The organism is Actinoplanes sp. NPDC049265 (assembly GCF_043197135.1).
GTDB lineage: Bacteria > Actinomycetota > Actinomycetes > Mycobacteriales > Micromonosporaceae > Actinoplanes.
This window is the reverse complement of record NZ_JBICSP010000002.1, coordinates 699,311-720,243: the sequence shown is the minus strand read 5'-3', so window position 1 is coordinate 720,243 and position 20,933 is coordinate 699,311. Positions and strand designations below refer to the sequence as shown.

21 protein-coding genes are annotated in these 20,933 nt (G+C 71.4%); 9 read left to right on the top strand and 12 right to left on the bottom strand.

The annotated features are described in order from the left end of the window. Positions 1–110: 110 nt before the first annotated feature. From ACGFIO_RS08970 to ACGFIO_RS08950, 5 genes are all read right to left on the bottom strand, one after another. Positions 111–1,163 (bottom strand): hypothetical protein, encoded by a 1,053-nt coding sequence (locus tag ACGFIO_RS08970; RefSeq protein ID WP_392823979.1) that lies wholly within the window; start codon positions 1,161–1,163, stop codon positions 111–113. Positions 1,164–1,305: 142 nt separating this feature from the next. Next, entirely contained in the window at positions 1,306–2,199 is an 894-nt protein-coding gene (locus ACGFIO_RS08965) for a hypothetical protein (protein WP_392823977.1), read from the bottom strand. A gap of 109 nt (positions 2,200–2,308) precedes the next feature. Continuing rightward, positions 2,309–4,369 carry a 3-hydroxyacyl-CoA dehydrogenase NAD-binding domain-containing protein gene (locus ACGFIO_RS08960; protein WP_392823975.1) on the bottom strand — a complete coding sequence of 687 codons (2,061 nt, stop codon included), beginning with the start codon at positions 4,367–4,369 and terminating at the stop codon, positions 2,309–2,311. Next, positions 4,366–5,556, bottom strand: coding sequence for a thiolase family protein (locus tag ACGFIO_RS08955; protein WP_392823973.1), 1,191 nt, complete (start codon positions 5,554–5,556; stop codon positions 4,366–4,368). The genes ACGFIO_RS08960 and ACGFIO_RS08955 overlap by 4 nt, the downstream gene beginning before the upstream one ends. 52 nt (positions 5,557–5,608) lie before the next feature. Beyond that, positions 5,609–6,922 carry an HRDC domain-containing protein gene (locus ACGFIO_RS08950; protein ID WP_392823971.1) on the bottom strand — a complete coding sequence of 438 codons (1,314 nt, stop codon included), beginning with the start codon at positions 6,920–6,922 and terminating at the stop codon, positions 5,609–5,611. A gap of 164 nt (positions 6,923–7,086) precedes the next feature. Here ACGFIO_RS08950 and ACGFIO_RS08945 point away from each other — a divergent pair, with 164 nt between their 5' ends. Next, entirely contained in the window at positions 7,087–8,118 is a 1,032-nt protein-coding gene (locus ACGFIO_RS08945) for a S1C family serine protease (RefSeq protein ID WP_392823969.1), read from the top strand. Here ACGFIO_RS08945 and ACGFIO_RS08940 read toward each other — a convergent pair. Beyond that, positions 8,105–8,677: a DUF3000 domain-containing protein gene (locus ACGFIO_RS08940; RefSeq protein ID WP_392823967.1), complete on the bottom strand. Its 573-nt coding sequence runs from the start codon at positions 8,675–8,677 to the stop codon at positions 8,105–8,107. The genes ACGFIO_RS08945 and ACGFIO_RS08940 overlap by 14 nt on opposite strands. A 77-nt stretch (positions 8,678–8,754) precedes the next feature. Here ACGFIO_RS08940 and hemE point away from each other — a divergent pair, with 77 nt between their 5' ends. From hemE to hemQ, 3 genes are all read left to right on the top strand, one after another. Beyond that, complete coding sequence (gene hemE, locus ACGFIO_RS08935) at positions 8,755–9,786, top strand: uroporphyrinogen decarboxylase (RefSeq protein ID WP_392823965.1); 1,032 nt, start codon at positions 8,755–8,757, stop codon at positions 9,784–9,786. 83 nt (positions 9,787–9,869) lie between these two features. Then, on the top strand, positions 9,870–11,273 hold the full coding sequence (locus ACGFIO_RS08930; RefSeq protein WP_392823963.1) for a protoporphyrinogen/coproporphyrinogen oxidase: 1,404 nt from the start codon (positions 9,870–9,872) through the stop codon (positions 11,271–11,273). A 7-nt stretch (positions 11,274–11,280) separates the two neighbouring features. Further along, on the top strand, positions 11,281–11,988 hold the full coding sequence (hemQ, locus tag ACGFIO_RS08925) for a hydrogen peroxide-dependent heme synthase (protein WP_392823960.1): 708 nt from the start codon (positions 11,281–11,283) through the stop codon (positions 11,986–11,988). Here hemQ and ACGFIO_RS08920 read toward each other — a convergent pair. Then, on the bottom strand, positions 11,960–12,409 hold the full coding sequence (locus ACGFIO_RS08920) for a GNAT family N-acetyltransferase (RefSeq protein WP_392823959.1): 450 nt from the start codon (positions 12,407–12,409) through the stop codon (positions 11,960–11,962). The two genes, hemQ and ACGFIO_RS08920, sit on opposite strands and share 29 nt — an antisense overlap. 87 nt (positions 12,410–12,496) lie before the next feature. Between ACGFIO_RS08920 and ACGFIO_RS08915 the strand changes: the two genes are divergently transcribed. Together ACGFIO_RS08915 and ACGFIO_RS08910 are read left to right on the top strand one after the other, a co-directional pair. Further along, a complete protein-coding gene (locus ACGFIO_RS08915) occupies positions 12,497–12,751 on the top strand; it encodes a glycoside hydrolase family 13 (RefSeq protein ID WP_392823957.1) in 255 nt (84 codons plus the stop codon). A 63-nt stretch (positions 12,752–12,814) separates the two neighbouring features. Then, entirely contained in the window at positions 12,815–13,057 is a 243-nt protein-coding gene (locus tag ACGFIO_RS08910; RefSeq protein WP_392823955.1) for a hypothetical protein, read from the top strand. 216 nt (positions 13,058–13,273) lie between these two features. Here the strand turns inward: ACGFIO_RS08910 and ACGFIO_RS08905 are convergent, their stop codons facing one another. Further along, positions 13,274–14,377: an MBL fold metallo-hydrolase gene (locus ACGFIO_RS08905; RefSeq protein ID WP_392823952.1), complete on the bottom strand. Its 1,104-nt coding sequence runs from the start codon at positions 14,375–14,377 to the stop codon at positions 13,274–13,276. Between the two features lie 105 nt (positions 14,378–14,482). Here ACGFIO_RS08905 and ACGFIO_RS08900 point away from each other — a divergent pair, with 105 nt between their 5' ends. Then, on the top strand, positions 14,483–15,946 hold the full coding sequence (locus ACGFIO_RS08900) for a deoxyguanosinetriphosphate triphosphohydrolase family protein (RefSeq protein ID WP_392823949.1): 1,464 nt from the start codon (positions 14,483–14,485) through the stop codon (positions 15,944–15,946). Between the two features lie 74 nt (positions 15,947–16,020). Here the strand turns inward: ACGFIO_RS08900 and ACGFIO_RS08895 are convergent, their stop codons facing one another. From ACGFIO_RS08895 to ACGFIO_RS08885, 3 genes are all read right to left on the bottom strand, one after another. Further along, complete coding sequence (locus ACGFIO_RS08895; protein WP_392823946.1) at positions 16,021–16,392, bottom strand: DUF3037 domain-containing protein; 372 nt, start codon at positions 16,390–16,392, stop codon at positions 16,021–16,023. Then, positions 16,389–17,093, bottom strand: coding sequence for a HipA family kinase (locus ACGFIO_RS08890; protein WP_392823943.1), 705 nt, complete (start codon positions 17,091–17,093; stop codon positions 16,389–16,391). The genes ACGFIO_RS08895 and ACGFIO_RS08890 overlap by 4 nt, the downstream gene beginning before the upstream one ends. A gap of 71 nt (positions 17,094–17,164) precedes the next feature. After that, positions 17,165–17,710: a hypothetical protein gene (locus tag ACGFIO_RS08885; protein WP_392823941.1), complete on the bottom strand. Its 546-nt coding sequence runs from the start codon at positions 17,708–17,710 to the stop codon at positions 17,165–17,167. A 106-nt stretch (positions 17,711–17,816) separates the two neighbouring features. On the opposite strand from ACGFIO_RS08885, the gene ACGFIO_RS08880 reads away from it, so the two are divergent. Together ACGFIO_RS08880 and ACGFIO_RS08875 are read left to right on the top strand one after the other, a co-directional pair. Further along, positions 17,817–18,884: an ATP-dependent DNA ligase gene (locus ACGFIO_RS08880; protein WP_392823939.1), complete on the top strand. Its 1,068-nt coding sequence runs from the start codon at positions 17,817–17,819 to the stop codon at positions 18,882–18,884. 71 nt (positions 18,885–18,955) lie between these two features. Further along, on the top strand, positions 18,956–20,524 hold the full coding sequence (locus ACGFIO_RS08875; protein WP_392823936.1) for an alpha/beta hydrolase: 1,569 nt from the start codon (positions 18,956–18,958) through the stop codon (positions 20,522–20,524). On the opposite strand, the gene ACGFIO_RS08870 is transcribed toward ACGFIO_RS08875, so the two are convergent. Next, positions 20,475–20,933: a potassium channel family protein gene (locus ACGFIO_RS08870; protein WP_392823933.1), complete on the bottom strand. Its 459-nt coding sequence runs from the start codon at positions 20,931–20,933 to the stop codon at positions 20,475–20,477. The two genes, ACGFIO_RS08875 and ACGFIO_RS08870, sit on opposite strands and share 50 nt — an antisense overlap.

Genomic DNA, 20,933 nt, shown 5'->3' with positions numbered 1-20,933 from the left:
GGAGGACGGCCCATCCTGACCGGTGAAGATGACGACGCGGCCCTCCGAGGAGAACCGCGTCGTGTTCGTTTCTCGATCGATAGACGTACGTGATCACACCTGACCGTGTGTCAGCTTGACTTCTCGATCTGTCCCCGCAGGGCGGCGAACTCGGTCTTGGCCTTGCTGATCGTTTTGAAGTACCAGATGATCCAGCCCACGCTGCCCTCGTCGGCCCAGCCGCAGAGCACCATGTCGATACCGGAGGCGTCGGCCTTGCCGCACTTGGCGACCCCGCCGAGCGGGCCGGCCGAAATCGACGTGATTCCGGTCACCTTGAGGCCGCCGACCCCGGCGCCGAGGAACGTGCCGCTCAGCTCCTGGGACGGGTTGTCGACATCCGCCTCGACTCCGGCGATCACCACGATGTTCTGCTTCGCGACCTGGCCGTAGAGCGCGCCGACCGTGTTCCGGGCGTTCGGAATCTTCCCGAGGTCGGCCTTGAGCTGGTCGGTGACGTCCTGGAACTGGTCGTCGGTCAGCTTGGGCCGGCCGCCCAGGGTCCTCGGCTCGACGATCGTGATCGTCTTGGCGGCCGGGGGCTCGGTGGTCGGCGCCGGGTCGATCGGGTCGATCGGGTCGATGCTGGGCAGCGTCGGCGGCGTGTAGTTCTGGGCGTTGTTCTCGACCGAGTTGGCGGTGTTGCGCGCGACCAGCACGACTGCGGTGGTGCCGCCGACGCAGAGGACCAGGAAGACGGCGATCGAGACGAGAGTGATCGGCAGCGCCCGGGATTTCTTTCGCACGGCCGGGACGGCGGTCATCGGCGGGTAGCCGGGCGCCGCGTACTGCTGTTGCTGCTGCCCGTAGTCGGGCGGGGGAGGGCTGTAGTCCGGCGGCGGTGGGTACGCGCCCGGCTGCGGCGGCTGCGGCGGCTGCGGGGGATAGGGCTGCGCGGCCGGGTACGGCTGGGTGGGCGGGTATTGCGGCTGCGCGTACGGATCGGACGCCGGCTGCGAAGGGTACGGCTGACCGGACGCCGGCTGACCAGGGTAGGGCTGGCCGGACGAGGGCTGACCGGACGCCGGCTGACCAGGGTACGGCTGGCCGGACGACGGCTGACCGGACGAGGGCTGGCCGGACGACCACGGATCGGGCGGACCTGGGTACGGCGGCTGCGACATCAAAGCTCCATCGGGTGGGTAACAGGCGGAACTCTAGTGCCGTGATCAGGGCATGTCGTCACCCGAGGGCAGGGCGAGATCACGCCGACCGGTCGATAACGGCGCGGATCCCGCCATGTGATCCGCGCCGCATCGAAAGGAGTCAGGCCTTCTTCTCGACCTCGCCGCGCAGGGTGACGAATTCCTTCTCGAGGTCGGCCTTCGACTTGAACAGCATGGCGAACATGCCGGTGCTGCCGTTGTCGGACCAGACGCAGACGGCCATCTTGACCGCCGCCTGGCTGGTCTCGCCGCACTTGGCGATGCCGCCGAGCGGGCCCGGGTCGGTGGCGGTCAGGCTGTCGGTCCGCACGCCGCCGGAGGCCAGGCCCTTGCTGAACTCGTCGAAGCGGCTCTGGGCCGAGCCGGAGACGGTGGAGGCGGCGGCCACCATGACCACGTCCTGCTTCTGGGCGTCGCCGTACATCGCGCCGACCGAGCTGGTGGCCCCGGCGACCTTGCCCAGCTCGGAGTCCATCTGGTCGGCGGCCCGGGCGATCGCCGGGTCGGTGATCTTTTCCCGTCCGCCCAGCGTGGCCGGCGCGGCCACGGTGATCTTGGCGCCGTCGGCGATCTCCTCGACCTTGTCCTTGGCGAAGAAGAAGGTGGCGCCGATGCCGGCCACGCAGAGGAGCGCGACCACACCGACCACGATCAGTACGACCTTGAGGGCGCCGGACTTCTTCGGCGGCTGCGGACCGCCGTACTGCGGGATCGGCCCACCGGGAGGCGGCGGGTACGAAGGGCCGCCCGGCGGCGGGTAGCCCTGGGAAGCACCGGGCGGCGGGTAGCTCTGGGAAGCGCCGGGGTAGCCCTGGGAGCCGTCCGGCGGCGGGTAGCCCTGAGGGGCGCCGGGCTGCGGATAACCCTGAGGGTCGCCCGGCTGCGGATAACCCTGAGGGCCGCCGGGCGGTGGGTATGAAGAGCCGCCGGGCTGTTGCCCGTAGGGCTGGCCGTACGGGTCCGGCTGCTGAGGCGGGTATGGCGGCTGTGACATCTATTCTCCAGGGCGGTACGACTAGGCCCGCCGGAGCCTACCGATCATGCGCCAGCTGCGCGGACGCCCCCGCGCCGGATCGCGGCACGGGGGCGTCGGATACCTGACATCAGCCGCGCAGGCTGGCCACTCCGCGGGGCAGGAAGCGCTTGCCCGTGACCCGCTCGGCGGTGCCGCTGCGGTCGAGGTAGGGCGTCACGCCACCGAGGTGGAACGGCCACCCGGCGCCGAGGATCATGCACAGGTCGATGTCCTGTGCCTCGGCCACGACACCCTCGTCGAGCATGATGCGGATCTCGCCGGCCAGGGCGTCGAGGGCTTTTTCCCGTACCTGATCACCGGTCAGCGGCTCGGCGCCGGCCTCGATCAGCTTGACCACCTCGGGGTTGATCTCGTCGTCGACGATCAGCGGCAGGCCGGCCTCGACGATCCGGTGCAGGTTGGGGCTGTCGCCGTAGCGGTCCGGGAAGGCCTGGTGCAGCGTCTCGCCGACGTGCAGGCCGACGGCCGGGCCGACCAGGTGGAGCAGTTGGATCGGGCGCATCGGCAGGCCCAGCGGGTCGAGCGCGGTGTTCACCGTCTCCAGCGGCGTGCCCGCGTCGATGGCCGCGAACACCTCGCTGGTGAAGCGGGTGAGCAGACGGTTGACCACGAACGCGGGCGCGTCCTTGACCAGTACGCAGGACTTGCGCAGTTCCTTGCCGATGGCGAACGCGGTGGCCAGGGTGGCGTCGTCGGTGCGTTCGCCGCGGACGATCTCCAGCAGCGGGAGTACGGCGACCGGGTTGAAGAAGTGGAAGCCGACCAGCCGTTCGGGGTGTTCGAGGTCGGCCGCCATCGCGCTGACCGACAGCGAGCTGGTGTTGGTGGCCAGCACCGCCTCGGGGGCGACGATCTTCTCCAGCTCGGCCCAGACCTGCTTCTTGAGGTCGAGGTTCTCGAACACCGCCTCGATGACGAAGTCGGCGTCGGCGAACACCGACTTGTCGACCGAGCCGCTGACCAGGCCGGTGAGCTTGGCGGCGGTGCCGGCGTCGAGGCGGCCCTTGCCGGCCAGCTTCTCGATTTCCTTCCGGACGTACCCGACGCCCTTGTCGACCCGGGTCTGGTCGAGGTCGGTCAGCACCACCGGCACCTGCAGCCGGCGGGCGAACAGCAGCGCCAGCTGGGACGCCATCAGGCCGGCGCCGACGATGCCGACCTTGGTCACCGTGCGGGCGAGTCCCTTGTCGGGGGCGCCGACCGGGCGCTTGGCCCGGCGCTGGACCAGGTCGAACGCGTACAGGCTGGCCCGCGACTCGTCGCCCATGATCAGGTCGGCCAGCGCCTCGGTCTCGGCCGCCGTGCCGTCCGCGAACGACGCGTCCTTGGCCAGGGCGAGCAGCTCGATCGCCTTGTTGGCGGACGGGACGGCCCCGTGCAGCTTCTCGTCGAGCTGCTGCTTGGCGAAGAACAGCACGCCGTCCCACATGTCCTTGTCGACCTCGGGCCGGGTCACCTGGATCTCGCCCTTGACCACTCCGGCCGCCCACTCCAGCGAGCGTTCGAGGAAGTCGGCCGGCTCCAGCAGCACGTCGGCCAGGCCCAGCTCGGCTGCCTGCTTGGGGCGCAGCACCTTCTGGGTGAGCGGGTTCTGCAGGATCACCTGGGCCGCGCCGGCGATGCCGATCAGGTTGGGCAGCAGTTGGCTGCCACCCCAGCCGGGGACCAGGCCGATCGCGACCTCGGGCAGGCCGAGCGCGGCGGCGCCACCGGAGACCGTGCGGTAGTGGCAGTGCAGGGCGACCTCGAGGCCACCGCCGAGCGCCGCGCCGTTGATGAACGCGAAGGTCGGAATGTCGGAGTCGCGCAACCGGGCGAAGACGCTATGCCCCAATTGCCCCAACGAGACGGCCTGGTCGCGGTCGGTGATCAGCGGCATGCCGGTAATGTCCGCGCCGACGCAGAAGATGTACGGCTTGCCGGTGATGGCGATGAAAGCCGGTTCGGCCGACAAAGCCGACGAAATGGCCGCATCGAGCGACTGCAGGCCGGCCGGGCCGAAACTGTTCGGCTTCTTGTGGTCGAAGCCGTTGTCCAGAGTGATCAGCGCGGCCGGCTTGTCCAGGCCGGGGACGGTGAGAGTGCGGACTAGGGCCTTGGTGACGACCTCGTTGGGGTTCTCGATCACTTGCCCTCCCAGGCCGGGTTCTCCCAGATGACCGTGCCGCCCATGCCGATGCCGATGCACATGGCGGTGAGGCCGTAACGGACCTCGGGGTGCTCGGCGAACTGCCGTGCGAGCTGCGTCATCAGCCGTACGCCGGAGGAGGCCAGCGGGTGGCCCACGGCGATCGCGCCGCCCCACGGGTTGACCCGCGGATCGTCGTCGGCGATGCCGAAGTGGTCGAGGAAGGCGAGCACCTGCACAGCGAACGCCTCGTTGAGCTCGAACAGCCCGATGTCGTCGATGGTGAGCCCAGCCAGCCGGAGCGCCTTCTCGGTCGACGGGATCGGGCCGTAGCCCATGATCTCGGGCTCGACGCCGACGAAGCCGTACGACACCAGCCGCATCGCGACCGGCAGCCCCAGCTCGCGGGCGGTCGCCTCGTCGGCCAGCAGCGCCGCCGTGGCCCCGTCGTTCAGGCCGGCCGCGTTGCCCGCGGTGACCCGGCCGTGCGGCCGGAACGGGGTCTTGAGCGTGGCCAGCTTCTCCATCGAGGTCTCGCGGGGCGCCTCGTCGGCCGCGGCCAGGCCCCAGCCCTGCTCGGCGCTGCGGGTGGCCACGGTGACCAGGTCGGGCTGCAGCTTGCCGTTGGCGTAGGCCTTGGCCGTCTTTTCCTGCGAGGCCAGTCCGTACGCGTCGGCCCGCTCCTTGGTGACGCCGGGCAGCCGGTCGTGCAGGTTCTCCGCGGTCGAGCCCATCACCAGCGCCGACGGGTCGACCAGCTTCTCGGCCAGGATCCGCGGGTTGGGGTCGACGCCCTCACCCATCGGGTGCCGGCCCATGTGCTCGACGCCACCGGCGATCGCGATGTCCATCTGGCCCATGGCGATGCCACCGGCCACCGTGGTCACGGCGGTCATCGCGCCGGCGCACATCCGGTCGATGGCGTACCCGGGCACGGTCTTGGGCAGGCCGGACAGCAGCGCCGCGGTGCGGCCGATGGTCAGGCCCTGGTCGCCGGTCTGGGTGGTGGCCGCGATGGCGACCTCCTCCACCCGCTCGGGCGGCAGCTGCGGGTTGCGGCGCAGCAGCTCTCGGATGCAGCGGATCACCAGATCGTCGGCGCGGGTCTCGGCGTACATGCCGCCGGCCTTGCCGAACGGGGTGCGGACGCCGTCGACGAAGACGACCTCCCGGACTTCACGGGGCACAGCAAGCCTCCTGACAAAGCGCGGTGTCGTAAGGAATGCTACCCGTCAGTAACTACGCCTCGCCAGACACCGCCGAAGAAGGGTCGGGCAACACATCCGCCAGCTGTTCGGCGATCAGGCCGACCTGCCACGCGCGGGCGCCGAAGCCCCGCAGCGTGTCGCCCACGGTCTGCGGGCTGATCTCGTCCGGTGGGGCCCAGGCGAGCCGGCGGACGAAGTCCGGGCTGATCAGATTTTCCGGCGGCAGCGTGTGCGCCTCGGCCGTGCCGACCACCACCTGGCGGCAGCGCTGCAGGCGGGCGGCGGCCACCGGGTCGCGCTCGGCCCAGCGGTGCGGTGGCGGCGGACCCTCGACCGGCTGGTTCACCGGCAGCGCGTCGTCCGGCAGGGCGCGGGCCTCGTCCAGCGCGTCGAGCCAGACCCGGGCCAGCCGGCGCACCGAGCGGCCACCGAAGCCGGGCAGGGCGAGCAGGGCCCGCTCGTCCTTGGGGTCGAGCTCGGCCGCCGCGACGATGGCCGAGTCGGGCAGCACCCGGCCCGGCGCCGAGTCGCGGCGGGCGGCGACACCGTCGCGGGCGTACCAGAGGGCGCGGACCCGGGACTGGGCCCGGGCGCCGCGGACCCGGTGGATGCCGGACGTGCGGCGCCACGGGTCGGGGCGGACCTTGGGCGGGCGGTCGGTGCTGGCCACCAGCGCGGCGAACTCCTCGGCGGCCCAGGCCGCCTTGCCCTGCCGGTCCAGCTCGGCGGCCAGGTTGTCGCGCAGATCGGTGAGCATCTCGACATCCAGGGCGGCGTACGTCAGCCAGGACTCGGGCAACGGCCGGGTCGACCAGTCGGCCGCCGAGTGGTGCTTCTCCAGCGTGTAGCCGAGCAGGTTTTCGGTCAGCGCGGCCAGCCCGACCCGCTCGAAGCCGGCCAGCCGGGCCGCCAGCTCGGTGTCGAACAGCCGCCGCGGCTTCATGCCCAGCTCGGCCAGGCAGGCCAGATCCTGGCTGGCGGCGTGCAGAACCCACTCGGTGTCGGCTAGAGCGGCATCGAGGGTACGCAGGTCGGCCAGCGGCAGCGGATCGATCAGCACCGTCCCGGCGCCGGCCCGGCGCAGCTGCACCAGATAGGCGCGCTGGGTGTAGCGGTAGCCCGAGGCACGCTCGGCGTCCACCGCCACCGGACCGGTGCCGTCCGCCATCCGGGCGACGACTTCGGCCAGCTCATCGGTGCTTTCCACCGGGCGTGGGGTGCCCTCACGGGGGGCTGTCAACGGGACGGGACCGCCAGGCTCGGGTTGGGCGGGCGGCACTGCGTCCGGTCCGTCGACTGCATCCTCCGGCGCGTCCCGACGGCGCAGGGGTGCTTCGTCGGTCACTCCGTAACCGTACGGGGGTACCCACGTAAGCGTGCGCAGCGGTCCCGGCGCGTCAACTTTCTCGATCCACTGGCCAGAAAAAGTTGCTTCCAAACACATCCGGATCGACGTGCGGCTGCGTATAACCCGCCGGAGCGCCGAGAGCCCGGGGAGGCCGCACCGCGATGACCGCCATGTACGAGCCGTACGGACAGCGCGGCGCGCCCGGACCACGACGGCCCGAGGACCTGCGTCCCGCCGTCGATCCCTGGGAGACCGGTGAGCACATCTTCCGGTCCGAGTGGGACACCGCCGAGCGCCGGGCCCTGGACGTCGAGTGGGTGGCCGGGCAGGAGGCGAGGTTCCCGCAGCGTCCGGCGCACGTCGGCCATCCCCGGCCGGCCCGGGCCGCGCATTCCGCCCCCGTACCCAGCAGATCCTTCGAACCGGCATCGGACTCCCGGGGCCGCGGCCGGGGCGGGAAGGTCGCCATCGCGATCGCCGTCCTGGTCGTGATCTTCGGCGCCTTCCTGGTCTGGCGGCTGGAGAGCGGCAACAGCCGGCTGTCGGCCGAGCTGGCGGCCGAGCGCGACCGGTCGAGCGTGCTCGGCGACCGCACCGACAAGCTGGAGAAGCAGCTGGCCGGCGTCTTCGACCCGGAGGCGGTGTCGTCCGGGGTGCTGCCGAGTGTCTTCCGGGTCCGTGCCGGCGACTTCACCGGCACGGCGTTCTCGATCGGGAGCAAGGCGGCCAACGGCAAGGCCAACATGCTGACCAACTTCCATGTGGTCGAGTCGGTCTGGGAGGCCGGCAACCGGAAGGTCTTCCTGGAGCGGGGCAAGGACGAGGTCGACGCCACGATCGTCAAGGTCGACAAGGACAAGGACCTGGCCCTGCTGAGCGCGGCCCGCACGATCAAGGGGCTGAAGCCGGCCACCGCCGCGGTCAAGCCGGGCCAGCAGATCGTCGTGGTCGGCGCGCCGCTGGGCCTGGAGGACACGGTCACCACCGGCGTGGTCAGCGCGTACCGGCCGAGCGACCAGGACGCTCAGAGCATCCAGTTCGACGCGCCGATCAACCCGGGCAACTCCGGCGGCCCGGTGGTGAACGCCGATCAGCAGGTGATCGGCCTGGCCACGGCCAAGGCCCGGGACGCCGAGGGCATCGGCCTGGCGATCTCGATCAAGGACGCGTGCGACACGTTCAAGGTGTGCTAGCCCGGTGCCGGTCGGACAGCGCTGAGACTCCAGGCGGCGGCAGGCCCGCGGTCGAGGCCAGCATCGCGCACCAGCCCTCGAGGTGAGCGCCCAGCTCGGGCGAGGTCGGCGTCCAGGACGCCCGGATCTCCAGGTCGGCCGTCGGTTCCGGGCCGGCCAGCTCGCCGAACCGGGTCGAGGTGGTCTGGGTGATGGTGCCGCCGATCGCCGTGTAGGCCGCCGCGTGCTGGTCGAGGCCGTCGGTCAGCCAGGTCCAGGCCACCGCGGGCAGCAGCGGGTCGCCGGCCATGTCGGCCTCCAGCTCGGCGGTGATCAGCGTGACCAGGCGCAGGTCGCCCTGCCAGGCCTCGTGACCGGCGGGCTCGTGCAGCAGGATCAGCCGGCCGCTGGCCACCTCGTCGCCGGCCCGCAGGACGGTGGCGCTGAGGGCGAACGCGAACGGGGCCAGGCGCTGCGGGGCGGCGGTCTCCTCGATCAGGATCTCGTCACGCGGGGCGGCCGCCCGGAGCCCGGCGACGGCGCGCGTGAACGCCTCGGGTGCCGCGGGGGTGGGCGTCATGCCGTGAAGCGTATGCCGATCAACGCTGTCCGTCGTCGATCGCCGCGCCGCTCGGCGCTTCTCCGGCACATGGCACCATGTCGCGAGTGACCACTGCACCCCGTGATTCGGCATTCGTCCGTGCCTGCCGTGGCCTGCCGGTGCCGCACACCCCGGTCTGGTTCATGCGGCAGGCCGGGCGCTCGCTGCCCGAGTACCGCAAGATCCGCGAGGGCGTCGGCATGCTCGACTCCTGCCGCCGACCGGATCTGGTCACCGAGATCACCCTCCAGCCGGTCCGCCGGCACGCGGTCGACGCCGCGATCCTGTACAGCGACATCGTGGTCCCGCTGGCCGCGGCCGGGGTCGCGCTCGACATCGTGCCCGGCACCGGCCCGGTCATCGACTCGCCGATCCGTTCATCGGCCGATCTGGCCCAGCTCGGCTCCCTCGACGACGTCGGATTCGTCGCCCGGGCGGTCGAGCTGCTGGTCGCCGAGCTGGGGCCGACGCCGCTGATCGGCTTCGCCGGGGCGCCGTTCACCCTGGCCAGCTATCTGATCGAGGGCGGCCCGTCGAAGAACTACCTGCGGACCAAGGCCATGATGTACGGCGAGCCGGAGCTGTGGCACACCCTGCTGTCCCGGCTGGCCGGCATCACGCTGGAGTTCCTGCGGGTGCAGGTGGCGGCCGGGGTCAGCGCGGTGCAGCTCTTCGACTCGTGGGCCGGGGCGCTGTCCGAGGCCGACTATCGGCGGTTCGTCCTGCCGCACTCGGCCGCGGTGCTGGGCGGGCTGACCGGCTTCGACGTCCCGCGGATCCACTTCGGGGTCGGCACGGGCCTGCTGCTCGGCGCCATGGGCGAGGCCGGTGCGGATGTCGTCGGGGTGGACTGGCGTACCCCGCTCGATCGCGCGACCGGGCTGATCGGCCCGGACCGCGCCGTGCAGGGCAACCTCGACCCGGCCGTGTTGTTCGCGCCCTGGCCGGCGGTCGAGGCCGAGGCGCTGCGGGTGCTCGCCGAGGGCCGCGCCGCGCCGGGCCACGTGTTCAACCTGGGCCACGGCGTCCTGCCCGAGACCGACCCGGACGTCCTGACCCGTCTCGTCGACCTCATCCACCGGTCCTGATCCGCCGCTCGTAGGACCTGCGCAACTTCGTCCCGGTCGATGCGCCCCGGAGGCGAACTCGGGACAGGTCCTAGGCTGGAGGCGTGCGGAAGCGGGTTGCGATAGTCGGTGGGGGCATCGCCGGGCTGGCCGCCGCGCTCAGGGTGCGTGATCTGGCGCCGGCGCAGACCGAGATCATCGTGTACGAGCAGAGCGGCGCCCTCGGCGGCAAGCTTCGCACCGGATCCCTGGGCGGCGTGACGGTCGAGCGCGGGGCCGAGTCGTTCCTGATGAGCGCCCCGACCGGCGGCCCCTCGGCCGCTGCCCGCCTCGCCGCCCGTCTCGGCCTCCCGGTCGTCCACCCCGCCGCCGTCCCGGCCGCCGTCGCTCTTCCCGGTGGTAGCCCCGGGCGGCATCCGAGCCCGGAAAACCGCCCGGGGCTACCACCGTTGCTGACTCCGCTGCCGCCGGGCACCCTGATGGGCATTCCCCGCGATTCGGACGAGAGTCCTTCGCCGGATCCGCTCCTGGGTGCCGACTCAGACATTTCGGTCGGACGACTGGTCGCCTCCCGGCTCGGCCCCGACGTCGTCGACCGGCTGGTCGATCCGCTGCTCGGCGGCGTCTACGCCGGCCACGCCGCCGACCTGTCCCTCGCCGTGACCATTCCGGCGCTGGCCACCGCGGCCCGAGCCGAACACACGCTCGCCGCGGCGGTCCGCGCGGCCCAGGCGGCGTCCCGGCGAGAACCCGGCACCCCGGTCTTCGGCGCGGTCGACGGCGGCATGAGCCGGCTGGTGGCGGCCGTCGCCGCGGCCACCGGCGCCCGGATCAGCCTCGGCCTGCCGGTCCGTGAACTCGTGCCCTCGGCCACCGGCTGGCGCCTGCTCCTCGGCCCGGTGCCGGCCACGCAGACCGACAACGTCGACGCGGTGATCCTGGCCGTACCGGCCCGGCCCGCGGCCCGCCTGCTCGACGGCGTCGACCCGCACGCCGCGGCCACCGCCGGGATGCTCGACTACGCCGGCGTGGCCCTGGCCGGCTTCGCGTTCCCGGCCGGCACCGCGCTGCCCGACCTGTCGGGGTTCCTGGTCCCGCCCAGCCGCGGCACGCTGGTCAAGGCGGCCACCTTCGTCACCCGCAAGTGGGCCCACCTGGCGGCCGAGGGCGGGCCGGTGATCGTGCGCGCGTCGCTCGGCCGGTACGGCGAGGAGGCCCGCCTCCAGCACGACGACCGCACCCTGCTGGCCACCGCCCACGCCGAGCTGGGCGAGCTGATCGGCACCACGTTGCCCGAGCCGGCCGACGCCTGGCTGCAGCGCTGGGGCGGGGGGCTGCCGCAATACACGCCCGGCCACCTCGACCGGGTCGCCGCGGTGCGGGCCGCGATCACCGGGCGACCGGACCTGGCGCTGGCCGGGGCGGCGTACGACGGCGTCGGCATCCCGGCCTGCGTGGCCAGCGGGGAAGCAGCCGCCGAGACCATTCGCAAGACCCTGGAGGACTGAGGAGCCCATGAGCGAGCAGCAGCAGAGCAACGCCGCCCGGATCAACGAGCTGAACGCGACAATCCGCTACACGATGTGGTCGGTGTTCCGCGTGTCGGCGCCGTTGCCGGCCCTGCGGGAGGATGTCGCGGGCGAGGTGGAGGCGCTGTTCGAGCAGCTCGCGGGCAAGGACGTGACGATCCGGGGTACGTACGACGTGGCCGGGCTGCGGGCCGACGCCGACCTGATGATCTGGTGGCACTCCGCGTCCTCGGACGCGCTGCAGGAGGCGTACTCGCTGCTCCGCCGCACCCAGCTCGGCCGCCACCTGGAGCCGGTGTGGTCGCAGATGGCCCTGCACCGGCCGGCCGAGTTCAACAAGAGCCACCTGCCGGCGTTCCTGGCCGGCGAGGAGGCCCGGCCGTACATCTGCGTCTATCCCTTCGTCCGCTCCTACGAGTGGTACCTGCTGCCGGACGAGGAGCGGCGCGCGATGCTGGCCGAGCACGGCCGGTTGGCCCGCGGCTACCCGGACGTGCGGGCCAACACGGTGGCGTCGTTCGCGCTGGGCGACTACGAGTGGATGCTCGCCTTCGAGGCGGACGAACTGCACCGGATCGTCGACCTGATGCGCGACCTGCGGGCCTCGGGCGCCCGCCGGCACGTACGCGAGGAAGTGCCCTTCTACACCGGCCGCCGCCGCTCGCTCACCGAGCTGGTGGCGTCGCTTCCCTGACCATCGGGATGTGCGGGATGCCGTCCTCGACGTACTCCGGGCCGGTCTGGCGGTAGCCGAAGCCCTCGTAGAAGCGGGCGAGGTACGCCTGAGCGTCGAGGACGCTGTCCCTTTCACCGACGATGGCCAGGGCCTCGGTCATCAGCCTCTTGCCCAGCCCGGTGCCGCGGGCGTTCTCCGCGGTGAGCACCCGGCCGATGCGTTGCTTGTCGCCCTCGTCCAGAATGCGCAGGTACGCGAGGATCTGCCCGTCCTGCTCGATGGACAGATGTCGCGTTCCGGGCTCGGTGTCGCGGCCGTCCAGCTCTGGGTACGCGCACTTCTGCTCGACCACGAAGACGTCCACCCGGAGCTTGAGAATCGCGTACAGCGTGACCGGGTCGAGCTCGCCGAACGTCGCCACCCGTGTTTCTACTCGCATTACGTCAGGTTACGGGCGGCGCGCCTGCACCCGGAAGGTCACTACGCGTTGTCAGCATAGGGACCCGGCTCTGTGTTGGAGGATTCGATGATCAAGCGCAGCAAGCTCTTCGGGAACAAGACCCGGGTCACCTTCTGCATCCCCGCCGACCGGCCCGCGGGCCCGGTCAGCGTGGTCGGCACGTTCAACGACTGGCGGCCCGGCACGCACGAGCTCAAGGTCCGGCGGGACGGCACCCGCACGATCAGCGTGCAGCTCGACCCCGGCCACTACTCGTTCCGCTACCTGGGCACCGGTGGCGTCTGGTTCGACGACGAGACCGGTCCCGAACTCCGGCTCTGACGTTGTGCGCCGGTTTTCCCCGGTTCAACCCGAAAATGGCTCATTTCTGGCTAACCTGTGGGCATGACTGTTCACGATGGTGCCGAGCTGCACAAGCGGGTTGAGCGTTACGAGGCCGCGGTCGATGAGCTGCGCGCCTCGCATCAGGACATCAGGGACGTGCTGACCGAGCAGGTGCTGTTCGAGCGCTGGCGACAGCTCGGGGCCGAGCTCGGCTTCGCCACCAACGCCGCCGCCACCGCCCCGCCGCGCGAGACGATGGTGGTCGGCACGCAGATCCCCGAGCTCAGCGAAGCCTGGGGCTGACCAGCCTCGACGACACCGTTCGCGTGCGCGTCGCCGGCGAGCTGCGGGAAACCGTCACCGGCCCTGGCCGGTTACCGGTCCGCCTTCCGGCGCTGGGCGAACGACCCACAGTCGCGAGCTGATCGGGGATGCCGGCGCGAACGTCTTCCGGGACGACCTGGCCCGGCCGGGCGCCCGGGATCCGGACGACCTGGCCGAGCTGATCGCCACCATCGTCTAGGCGACCGACTGCCACCAGCCGTCGACCGGGGGCGGGGCGTCGACGTCGACGCGCTCGCCCGGGCGGGGGACGGCCAGCCGGATGTCGCGGGCCTTGGCCTCGGCCCAGACGCGGTCGGCGGGCTCGGACCAGTCGTGCAGGGCCAGGTTGAAGGTGGCCCAGTGGACCGGGATCATCAGGCCGCCGCGGACGTCGACGTGGGTGGCCACGCCGTCCTCGGGGAACATGTGGATGTCCGGCCACTGGTCGCCGTACGCGCCGATCTGGACCAGTGTGACGTCGAACGGGCCGTGTTCGCGGCCGATGTCGGCGAAACCGTCGAAGTATCCGGTGTCGCCCGAGTAGAAGGCTTTCCGGGTCGGGCCGGCGATCACCCAGGACGCCCACAGGGTCTCGTCGCGGCTGAGGCCCCGGCCGGAGAAGTGACGGGCGGGGGTGGCGATGAACTCCACGCCGGCGACGGTGGTGCGCTCGTTCCAGTCGAGCTCGATGATGCGGGTGGGCGGGACGCCCCAGCGCTCCAGGTGACCGCCGACGCCCAGCGGGACCAGGAACGGCGCCGCCTGCAGGTCGACCAGGTTGCGGATGGACTCCATGTCGAGGTGGTCGTAGTGGTCGTGGGAGATCAGGACCGCGTCGAGGGGCGGCAGCTCGCGCAGGGCCACCGGCGGCTCGTGCAGGCGCTGCGGGCCGGCCACCCGGGACGGGGAGCAGCGGTCGCTCCAGACCGGGTCGATCAGGACGCGGCGGCCCTCGATCTCGACCAGGGCGGACGAGTGGCCGTACCAGATCACCGAGAGCTCGGGCGAATCCGCGGCCGGCTCGACCACCGGGATCGGCGCGTGCGGGTGCCGGCGGTCACGGTCCCGGAAGGTCGCCGCGAGCATCGAGGGCATGCTGCCGGGGGTCATCATCTGGGTGGCGGCCATGGTGTTGCGGAACTTGCCGTCACGGAACTGTGGTGAGCGCAGGATCCGCTCCAGCCGCTCGCCCTTGGCGCGGCGGGCGCCCATCTGGGCGGGAAGGTCCTTCACCAGCCAGGCCAGTGCGGCCCCGGCCCCCAGAGCGATGAGCGCGCCGGTACGTCCTCTGTTAGCCATTCCCATGCCTTCCCGTTGCCCCTGACAGCCTCAAGCATGACCGGGAGCGGGCCCCGGATGCCACCGGGCCTCTCAGGCTGATCACAGCATCTCTACGCTTACCGCATGGAGGATCCCCGCGCCCGCCGGATGTTCGGCGACGGCCTGGTGGCGCCCGGTGACCTGGCCCTGAGCCCGTTCCGGGTGGACCGGGACCGCATCGTGAGCAGCCCGTTCTTCGCCCGGCTGGGCGGCGTCACCCAGGTGATCAGCCCTGGTGGCATGGGTCTGCTGGTGCACAACCGGCTCACTCACAGCCTCAAGGTGGCGCAGGTGGCGCGCGCGATCGCCGAGCGGCTGGCCACCGGCGAGCAGGCGGCGCTGCTGGAGAAACTGGGCGGCTGCGACCCGGACGTGGTCGAGGCGGCGGCGCTGGCCCATGATCTCGGTCACCCGCCGTTCGGGCACCTGGGCGAGCGGACGCTGGATCAGCTGGCCCGGGGGCGGCTGCGGCTGCGCGACGGGTTCGAGGGCAACGCCCAGTCGTACCGGATCGTGACCAGCACCGAGACCCGCGGTCAGGCCACGCTCGGGCTGAACCTGACCGCGGCGACCCGGGCGGCGATCCTGAAGTACCCGTGGACGCGCCGGTCGCATCCGGAGCCACACCCGCGGTTCCTCGACCCGGCGCCCCGCGGTGCGGCGGCGCCACCGGACGACCCGGACGGCGGTTCGCTCAAGTTCGGCGCGTACTCGACCGAGGTCGACGACATGACCCAGGCTCGGGCGCCGTTCGCGGGGCGGGTGGCCGACTGGCAGCAGACGGTCGAGGCATCGGTCATGGACACGGCCGACGACATCGCGTACGCCATCCACGATCTTGAAGATGTGCACCGGGTCGGCGTGCTGCAACCGGGGACGGTGGCGGCCGAGCTGACCGCGTGGCTGCGGCACTCGGCGGCCGAGGCCGGGCCGGGCAGCGCCATCGAGTCGCTGCGCCGGCAGTTGCACCGCAAGGACGCCTGGATGGCCGACGACGAGGCGTTCGCGGCGGCGGTCGAGAAGGTCCGGGCCGAGCTGGTCGACGGGCTGCTGGCGGCCCCGTTCGACGGGTCGTTGCAGGCGGAGGCGCAGGTGGCGGCGTTCTCGGCGACCTGGACCAGGCGCCTGGTGGCGTCGGTCGAGGTGGCCGATGAGCCGGCCGTACGCTCCGGGCACGTCCTGCTCGCCCCGGCCCAGTGGCACGAGGTGCAGATCCTCAAGTTCGTCCAGAACCGTTTCGTGCTGGCCCGCCCCGACCTGGCCCTGCACCAGCGCGGTCAGGCTCGCCTGCTGGCCACCCTGGTCGAGTCGCTGTTGTCCTGGCTGACCGACCCGGACGAGACCGACCGGCTCCCGACCCGGCTGCGTGATCTGGTCGAGCTGGCCGAGGCCGAGCTGCCCGAGGGTACCCCGGACCGGATGTCGAGGGCGCGCGGCCGGGCGGTCGTCGACTTCGTGGCGGCGCTCACCGACAACCAGGCCGTCGGCCTGATGGACGCCCTGACCGGCCGTTCCCGCCAGCTCTGGACCGACGCGTTCGTGCTCTGACCAGACCCTTTCAGTGGCGGGCCGGGGCGTTATCCGGGCCCCGGACTCCGCTCAGGCCTGCCACTGACAAAGGGTCAGACCTTGACCAGCTTCGAGACGAGGCGTTCGAGTTCCTCGGCGGGGTCGGTGGCCAGGCCCATATGCACCGGGCCGGCTCGCAGGATCGTGCTGCGTGGTGCCACCAGCCAGCGGAAACGCTCGCCCAGCGACATGCCGTGGGCCGCGCCGCCGCCGGCGCACGCCGCCACCCACGCGCCGAGAGCCGTCCGCACGGCGTGCACGTCGGCCCCCGGGTCCAGGGCGAGGAGCCGTTCGGGGACCAGGTGGATGCCGGCCTCGAGGAAGTCGCGGCGGTGGCAGTAGAGCAGCACGCCGACGTTGAGCAGCTCGCCCCGCTCGACCTGTGGGCAGGCCTGGATGGTGGCGTACTCGTAGGGGATTCTCACGGCAGCCACGCCTCCGGCTGGGCGGCGCGGGCGGCGAGATGGTCCACGTACCGTCCGGGCGGCACGTCGAGCCACTCTTCCGGCACCAGGGCGACCACCTCGGCCAGCAGTTCCGGCGTGACGTTCGGAGGTTCCAGGGCATTTGTCGCGTACGCCCGGAGCACGTGATCGTCGGCTCGGAAGGGTCGCAGCACCTTGCCCCCGGCCGCCGCCCAGTCGTGGTGGAAGTACAGGCTGGCGCCGTGGTCGATGAGCCACAGGTCGCGGTGCCAGATCAGCATGTTCGGGTTGCGCCAGCTGCGGTCCACGTTCTCGACGAAGGCGTCGAAGGCGAGGATCCGCCCGGCCAGATCCGGCTCGACCGGGTGCGCGGCCGGTTCGTACCCCAGGGCTCCGGGCAGAAAATCCATCCCCAGGTTGGCGCCGGCGCTGGCCTTGATCAGCGCCTGCACCTCCTGGTCGGGCTCGGCCCGGGCGACCACGGGGTCGAGCTCGACCACCACCAGGTCGGGGACGGGCAGCCCGAGGCGCCGGGCCAGCTCGCCGGCGATGATCTCGGCGACCAGCGCTTTCGGCCCCTGCCCGGCGCCGCGGAACTTGACCGCGTACGTGCCCTCGTCGTCGGCCTCGACGACCCCGGGCAGCGAGCCGCCCTCTCGTAACGGGGTGACGTAACGGGTGGCGGTGACCTGGCGTAGCACGCGGTAGAGCTTAAGCCTTGTCCCAAATGCACCTTCGCAGCGATCAACAGGAGCTGCATTTGGGACTTGGCTCAGGGGCCCTGCTTGCGGACCTGGTCGACCTTGGCCATCGCCGCCCGCAGCTCGCCCAGCCACTCCTCGGTGTGCTGGCCGGTGAGCTTGACGCACCAGGCCAGCGCCTCGGAGCGGGAGCGGGCCACACCCGCGTCGACCAGCGTGTCGAGCACCTGTCGCTCGGGCTGGCGGAGCCGGGTCATCACCGGCGCGGCCAGGTGGGTGAACAGCTCGCTGGTGTCCCCGCAGCGCACGCCCCAGCCGACCTTGCGCTGGTAGCGGTGCTCGGCCTGGCGGGCGACCCGGATCCGGTCGTCGCGGGTGTCCTCGCGGAACTGGTTGATCCGGCCGGCCTGGGCGGCGGCCCGGTCGGCGTCGGTGGCGTCGGCGCCGAGCTCGGGCTGGTTCACCCGGCCCCAGATGATGATCTCGTCGCGGTCGATGACGAACTCGGGCGGCTCGGTGAACCAGGTGTCGGGCATGGACCCGGTGATCCAGGCGGCGGCGTCGTCGGCGGGCGGTGGCTCGGTGCGGGCTCCTGGCGGAGGGGTTCGGAAGCGCATGATTACATGATTACACCGTTACACTTCCTGCCGACCACGATCGCTTGTTCGCTCACGGCGAACGCGGCGTCCCTCTCCCGGCCGCCCCGGGAGGCAGACTGTGCCCATGGACCTGCCGATCAACCCGCCCGTGAAGCCGATGCTGGCCAAGCCCGTCGCGGACATCCCACCCGGGCAGATCTACGAACCCAAATGGGACGGCTTCCGCTCGATCGTCTTTCGGGACGGCGCCGAGGTCGAGATCGGCAGCCGCAACGAGAAACCGATGACCCGCTACTTCCCCGAGGTGGTCGAGGCGATCCTGGCCAACTTCCCCGACCGGGCGGTGATCGACGGCGAGGTGATCGTGGCCGACACGGCCCGCAACACCCTCGACTTCGAGGCCCTCCAGCAGCGCATCCACCCGGCGGCGAGCCGGGTCAAGCTGCTGTCGGAACAGACCCCGGCCGCCTTCGTGGCCTTCGACCTCCTCGCCCTCGGCGATCTCGCGCTGGTGGATCGGCCCTTTGCCGAGCGACGGGCGATGCTGGCCGACTGCTTGAAGGACGCCAAGCCGCCGATCTACACGACGCCGGCCACCGAAGACCTGGAGACCGCCCGGCGGTGGTTCGCCGAATTCGAGGGCGCCGGCCTGGACGGCCTCATCGCCAAACCCCGGGACATCGGGTACGAGCCCGACAAGCGCGTCATGTTCAAGGTCAAACACAAGCGCACCGCCGACTGTGTGGTGGCCGGCTACCGCGTACACAAAAGCGCCGACAACCGCATCGGGTCGCTGCTGCTCGGCCTGCACGACGAGACCGGCAAACTGGTCTCGGTCGGGGTGATCGGCTCGTTCCCGATGGCCGTCCGCGAGGAGCTGTTCGAGCAGTTGCAGCCACTGGTCACCACGTTCGAGGGGCACCCCTGGAACTGGGAGGCGCACATGGCCGGCGAGCGCACGCCCCGGAAGAACGAGGTCAGCCGGTGGAACGCGGGCAAGGACCTGTCGTTCACGCCGCTGCGCCCGGAACGCGTGGTCGAGGTCCGGTACGACTACATGGAGGGCATCCGGTTCCGGCACACCGCCCAGTTCGAGCGCTGGCGGCCCGATCGCGAGCCCCGGACCTGCACGTACGAGCAGCTCGAACGCCCGGTCCAGTTCAACCTGGCCGAGGTCCTCACCAGCCGGTAGCGGGAACTGTCAGACTCACCGGCTAGCCTTCGTGGCTGCAGCGTCAACCTCCCCTCCAGAAGGGTCGTCCCGTGCCGCGTCACCCCCGCCTGGTCGTCGCCCTGCTCGCCGCCGTCGTCGCCACCGCGGGCTGCACGCTGCCGGTGATCGCGCCCGACGAGTCCGGCAGCGACTCGGCCCAGCCCGGGGCGTCACCGCAACCGCCCACGGTGCCCGGCACGGTCGCCTCCTGGACGCCCTGCCCCGAGGTGCCGCAGCAGCTGGTCGGCCGGGGCGCCACCAACATGCGCTACGACTGCGCGGCGGTCGCCGTCCCACAAGACTGGGCGTCACCGAAATCCGGGGAAACGTACGCGATCCAGATGATCCGCATCCGGTCGCGCAGCCAGAAGGACCGGATCGGCTCGCTCGTGCTCAACCCCGGCGGCCCCGGCGCGTCCGGCATCGACACCTCGGTCTACCTGTCGTTCGGCCAGCAGCTCGGCGGCCTGCCGACCGAGATCACCGACCGGTTCGACATCGTCGGCTTCGACCCGCGCGGCGTCGGCCGGTCCAACCCGGTCAAGTGCATCGACAGCGCCGACCAGGACGCGTCCTTCGCCGCCCCGCCCGACCCGGTCGACCAGGGCACCTTCGACGAGATCGCCGCCCTGAACAAGAAGATCGCCGAGGGCTGCGGCCAGAAGTACGGCGATCAGCTGCGCAACTTCGCCACCGAGCAGGCGGCCAAGGACATGGACGCCATCCGGGCCGCGGTCGGCGACCAGAAACTGAGCTACCTCGGCTACTCGTACGGCACCCTGCTCGGCGCCACCTACGCCCAGCTGTTCCCGAAGAACATCCGCGCCTTGGTGCTCGACGGCGCGGTCGACCCTAAGCAGGGTTACGTGGCCGGCTCCGAGTCACAGGCCAAGGGCTTCGAGCGGGCGTTCACCAACTTCAGCAACTGGTGCAAGGCCACCCCGGCCCAGTGCCCGATCGCGCCCGACGCCCGCGGCGCGGTCACCGACGCGCTGGCCAAGGCCAAGGCGTCACCGGTCGAGGGCGACGACGGCCGTCAGGCCACCTCCGGCTGGATCTTCGTCGCGGTGATCTCCTCGCTCTACACCGAGTCCGGCTGGAAGTCCCTGGCCAAGGCCATCGACGACCTGCAGGCGGGCAACGCCAAGGGCGTCTTCGACCTGGCCGACCAGTACGCCGACCGCAAACCGGACGGCAGCTACTCCAACCTGTTCGACGCCAACCTGGCCGTGAACTGCGCCGACACCGACGAGGTGCCGACCGTCGACAAGATCCGTCAGCTGCAGGGCGAATGGCGGACGAAGTACCCGCTGTTCGGGGCGTCGCTCGCGGTCGGCATGCTGCCGTGCGTGTACTGGCCCGGCAAACACGACCCCTACCCGGCCGGCGCGGCCCAGGGCTCCCCGCCGATCGTCGTCGTGGGCACCACCGGCGACCCGGCCACACCCTATGAGAACACCGCCCAGCTGGCCGGCATGCTCGGCACCGGGCACGTGCTGACCTGGGAGGGCGAGGGGCACACGGCGTACCCCAACACCACCTGCATCACGCAGGCGGTGGACCGCTACCTCATCGACCTGACGGTGCCGGCGGCGGGGCAGCGCTGTCCGGCACGTTGACGCCCTCCCGTTCGGCCAGCTCCTCGAGCAGCGTGCGTACCCGGCGCAGGTTGTTCTTGAGTTCTTCCTGCTCATCGTGGCGGAACGCGTCCTGATCGACGATCAGCTTGCTGGCGAAATGCGCGGTGATCAGGGGTACGACGCCCAGCACCATGAGCGAGATGAGCAGGCCGGCCATCAGGCGGGCCTCCCACGAGGCGGGTGAGATGTCGCCGTAGCCGACAGTGGTCGCGGTGACCACCGCCCACCAGACCCCGTCACCGAACGAGACGTCGTCCTCGAACAACGGGTACAGCGAGCCACAGATCAGGATGAGGATCCCGTACGAGACGATCAGCATGCGGGGCGAGTTGGCGAGCCAGACCAGCCCTCGGTAAGCCCTGTGCAAGGGCACCAGCAAGGTTCGCAT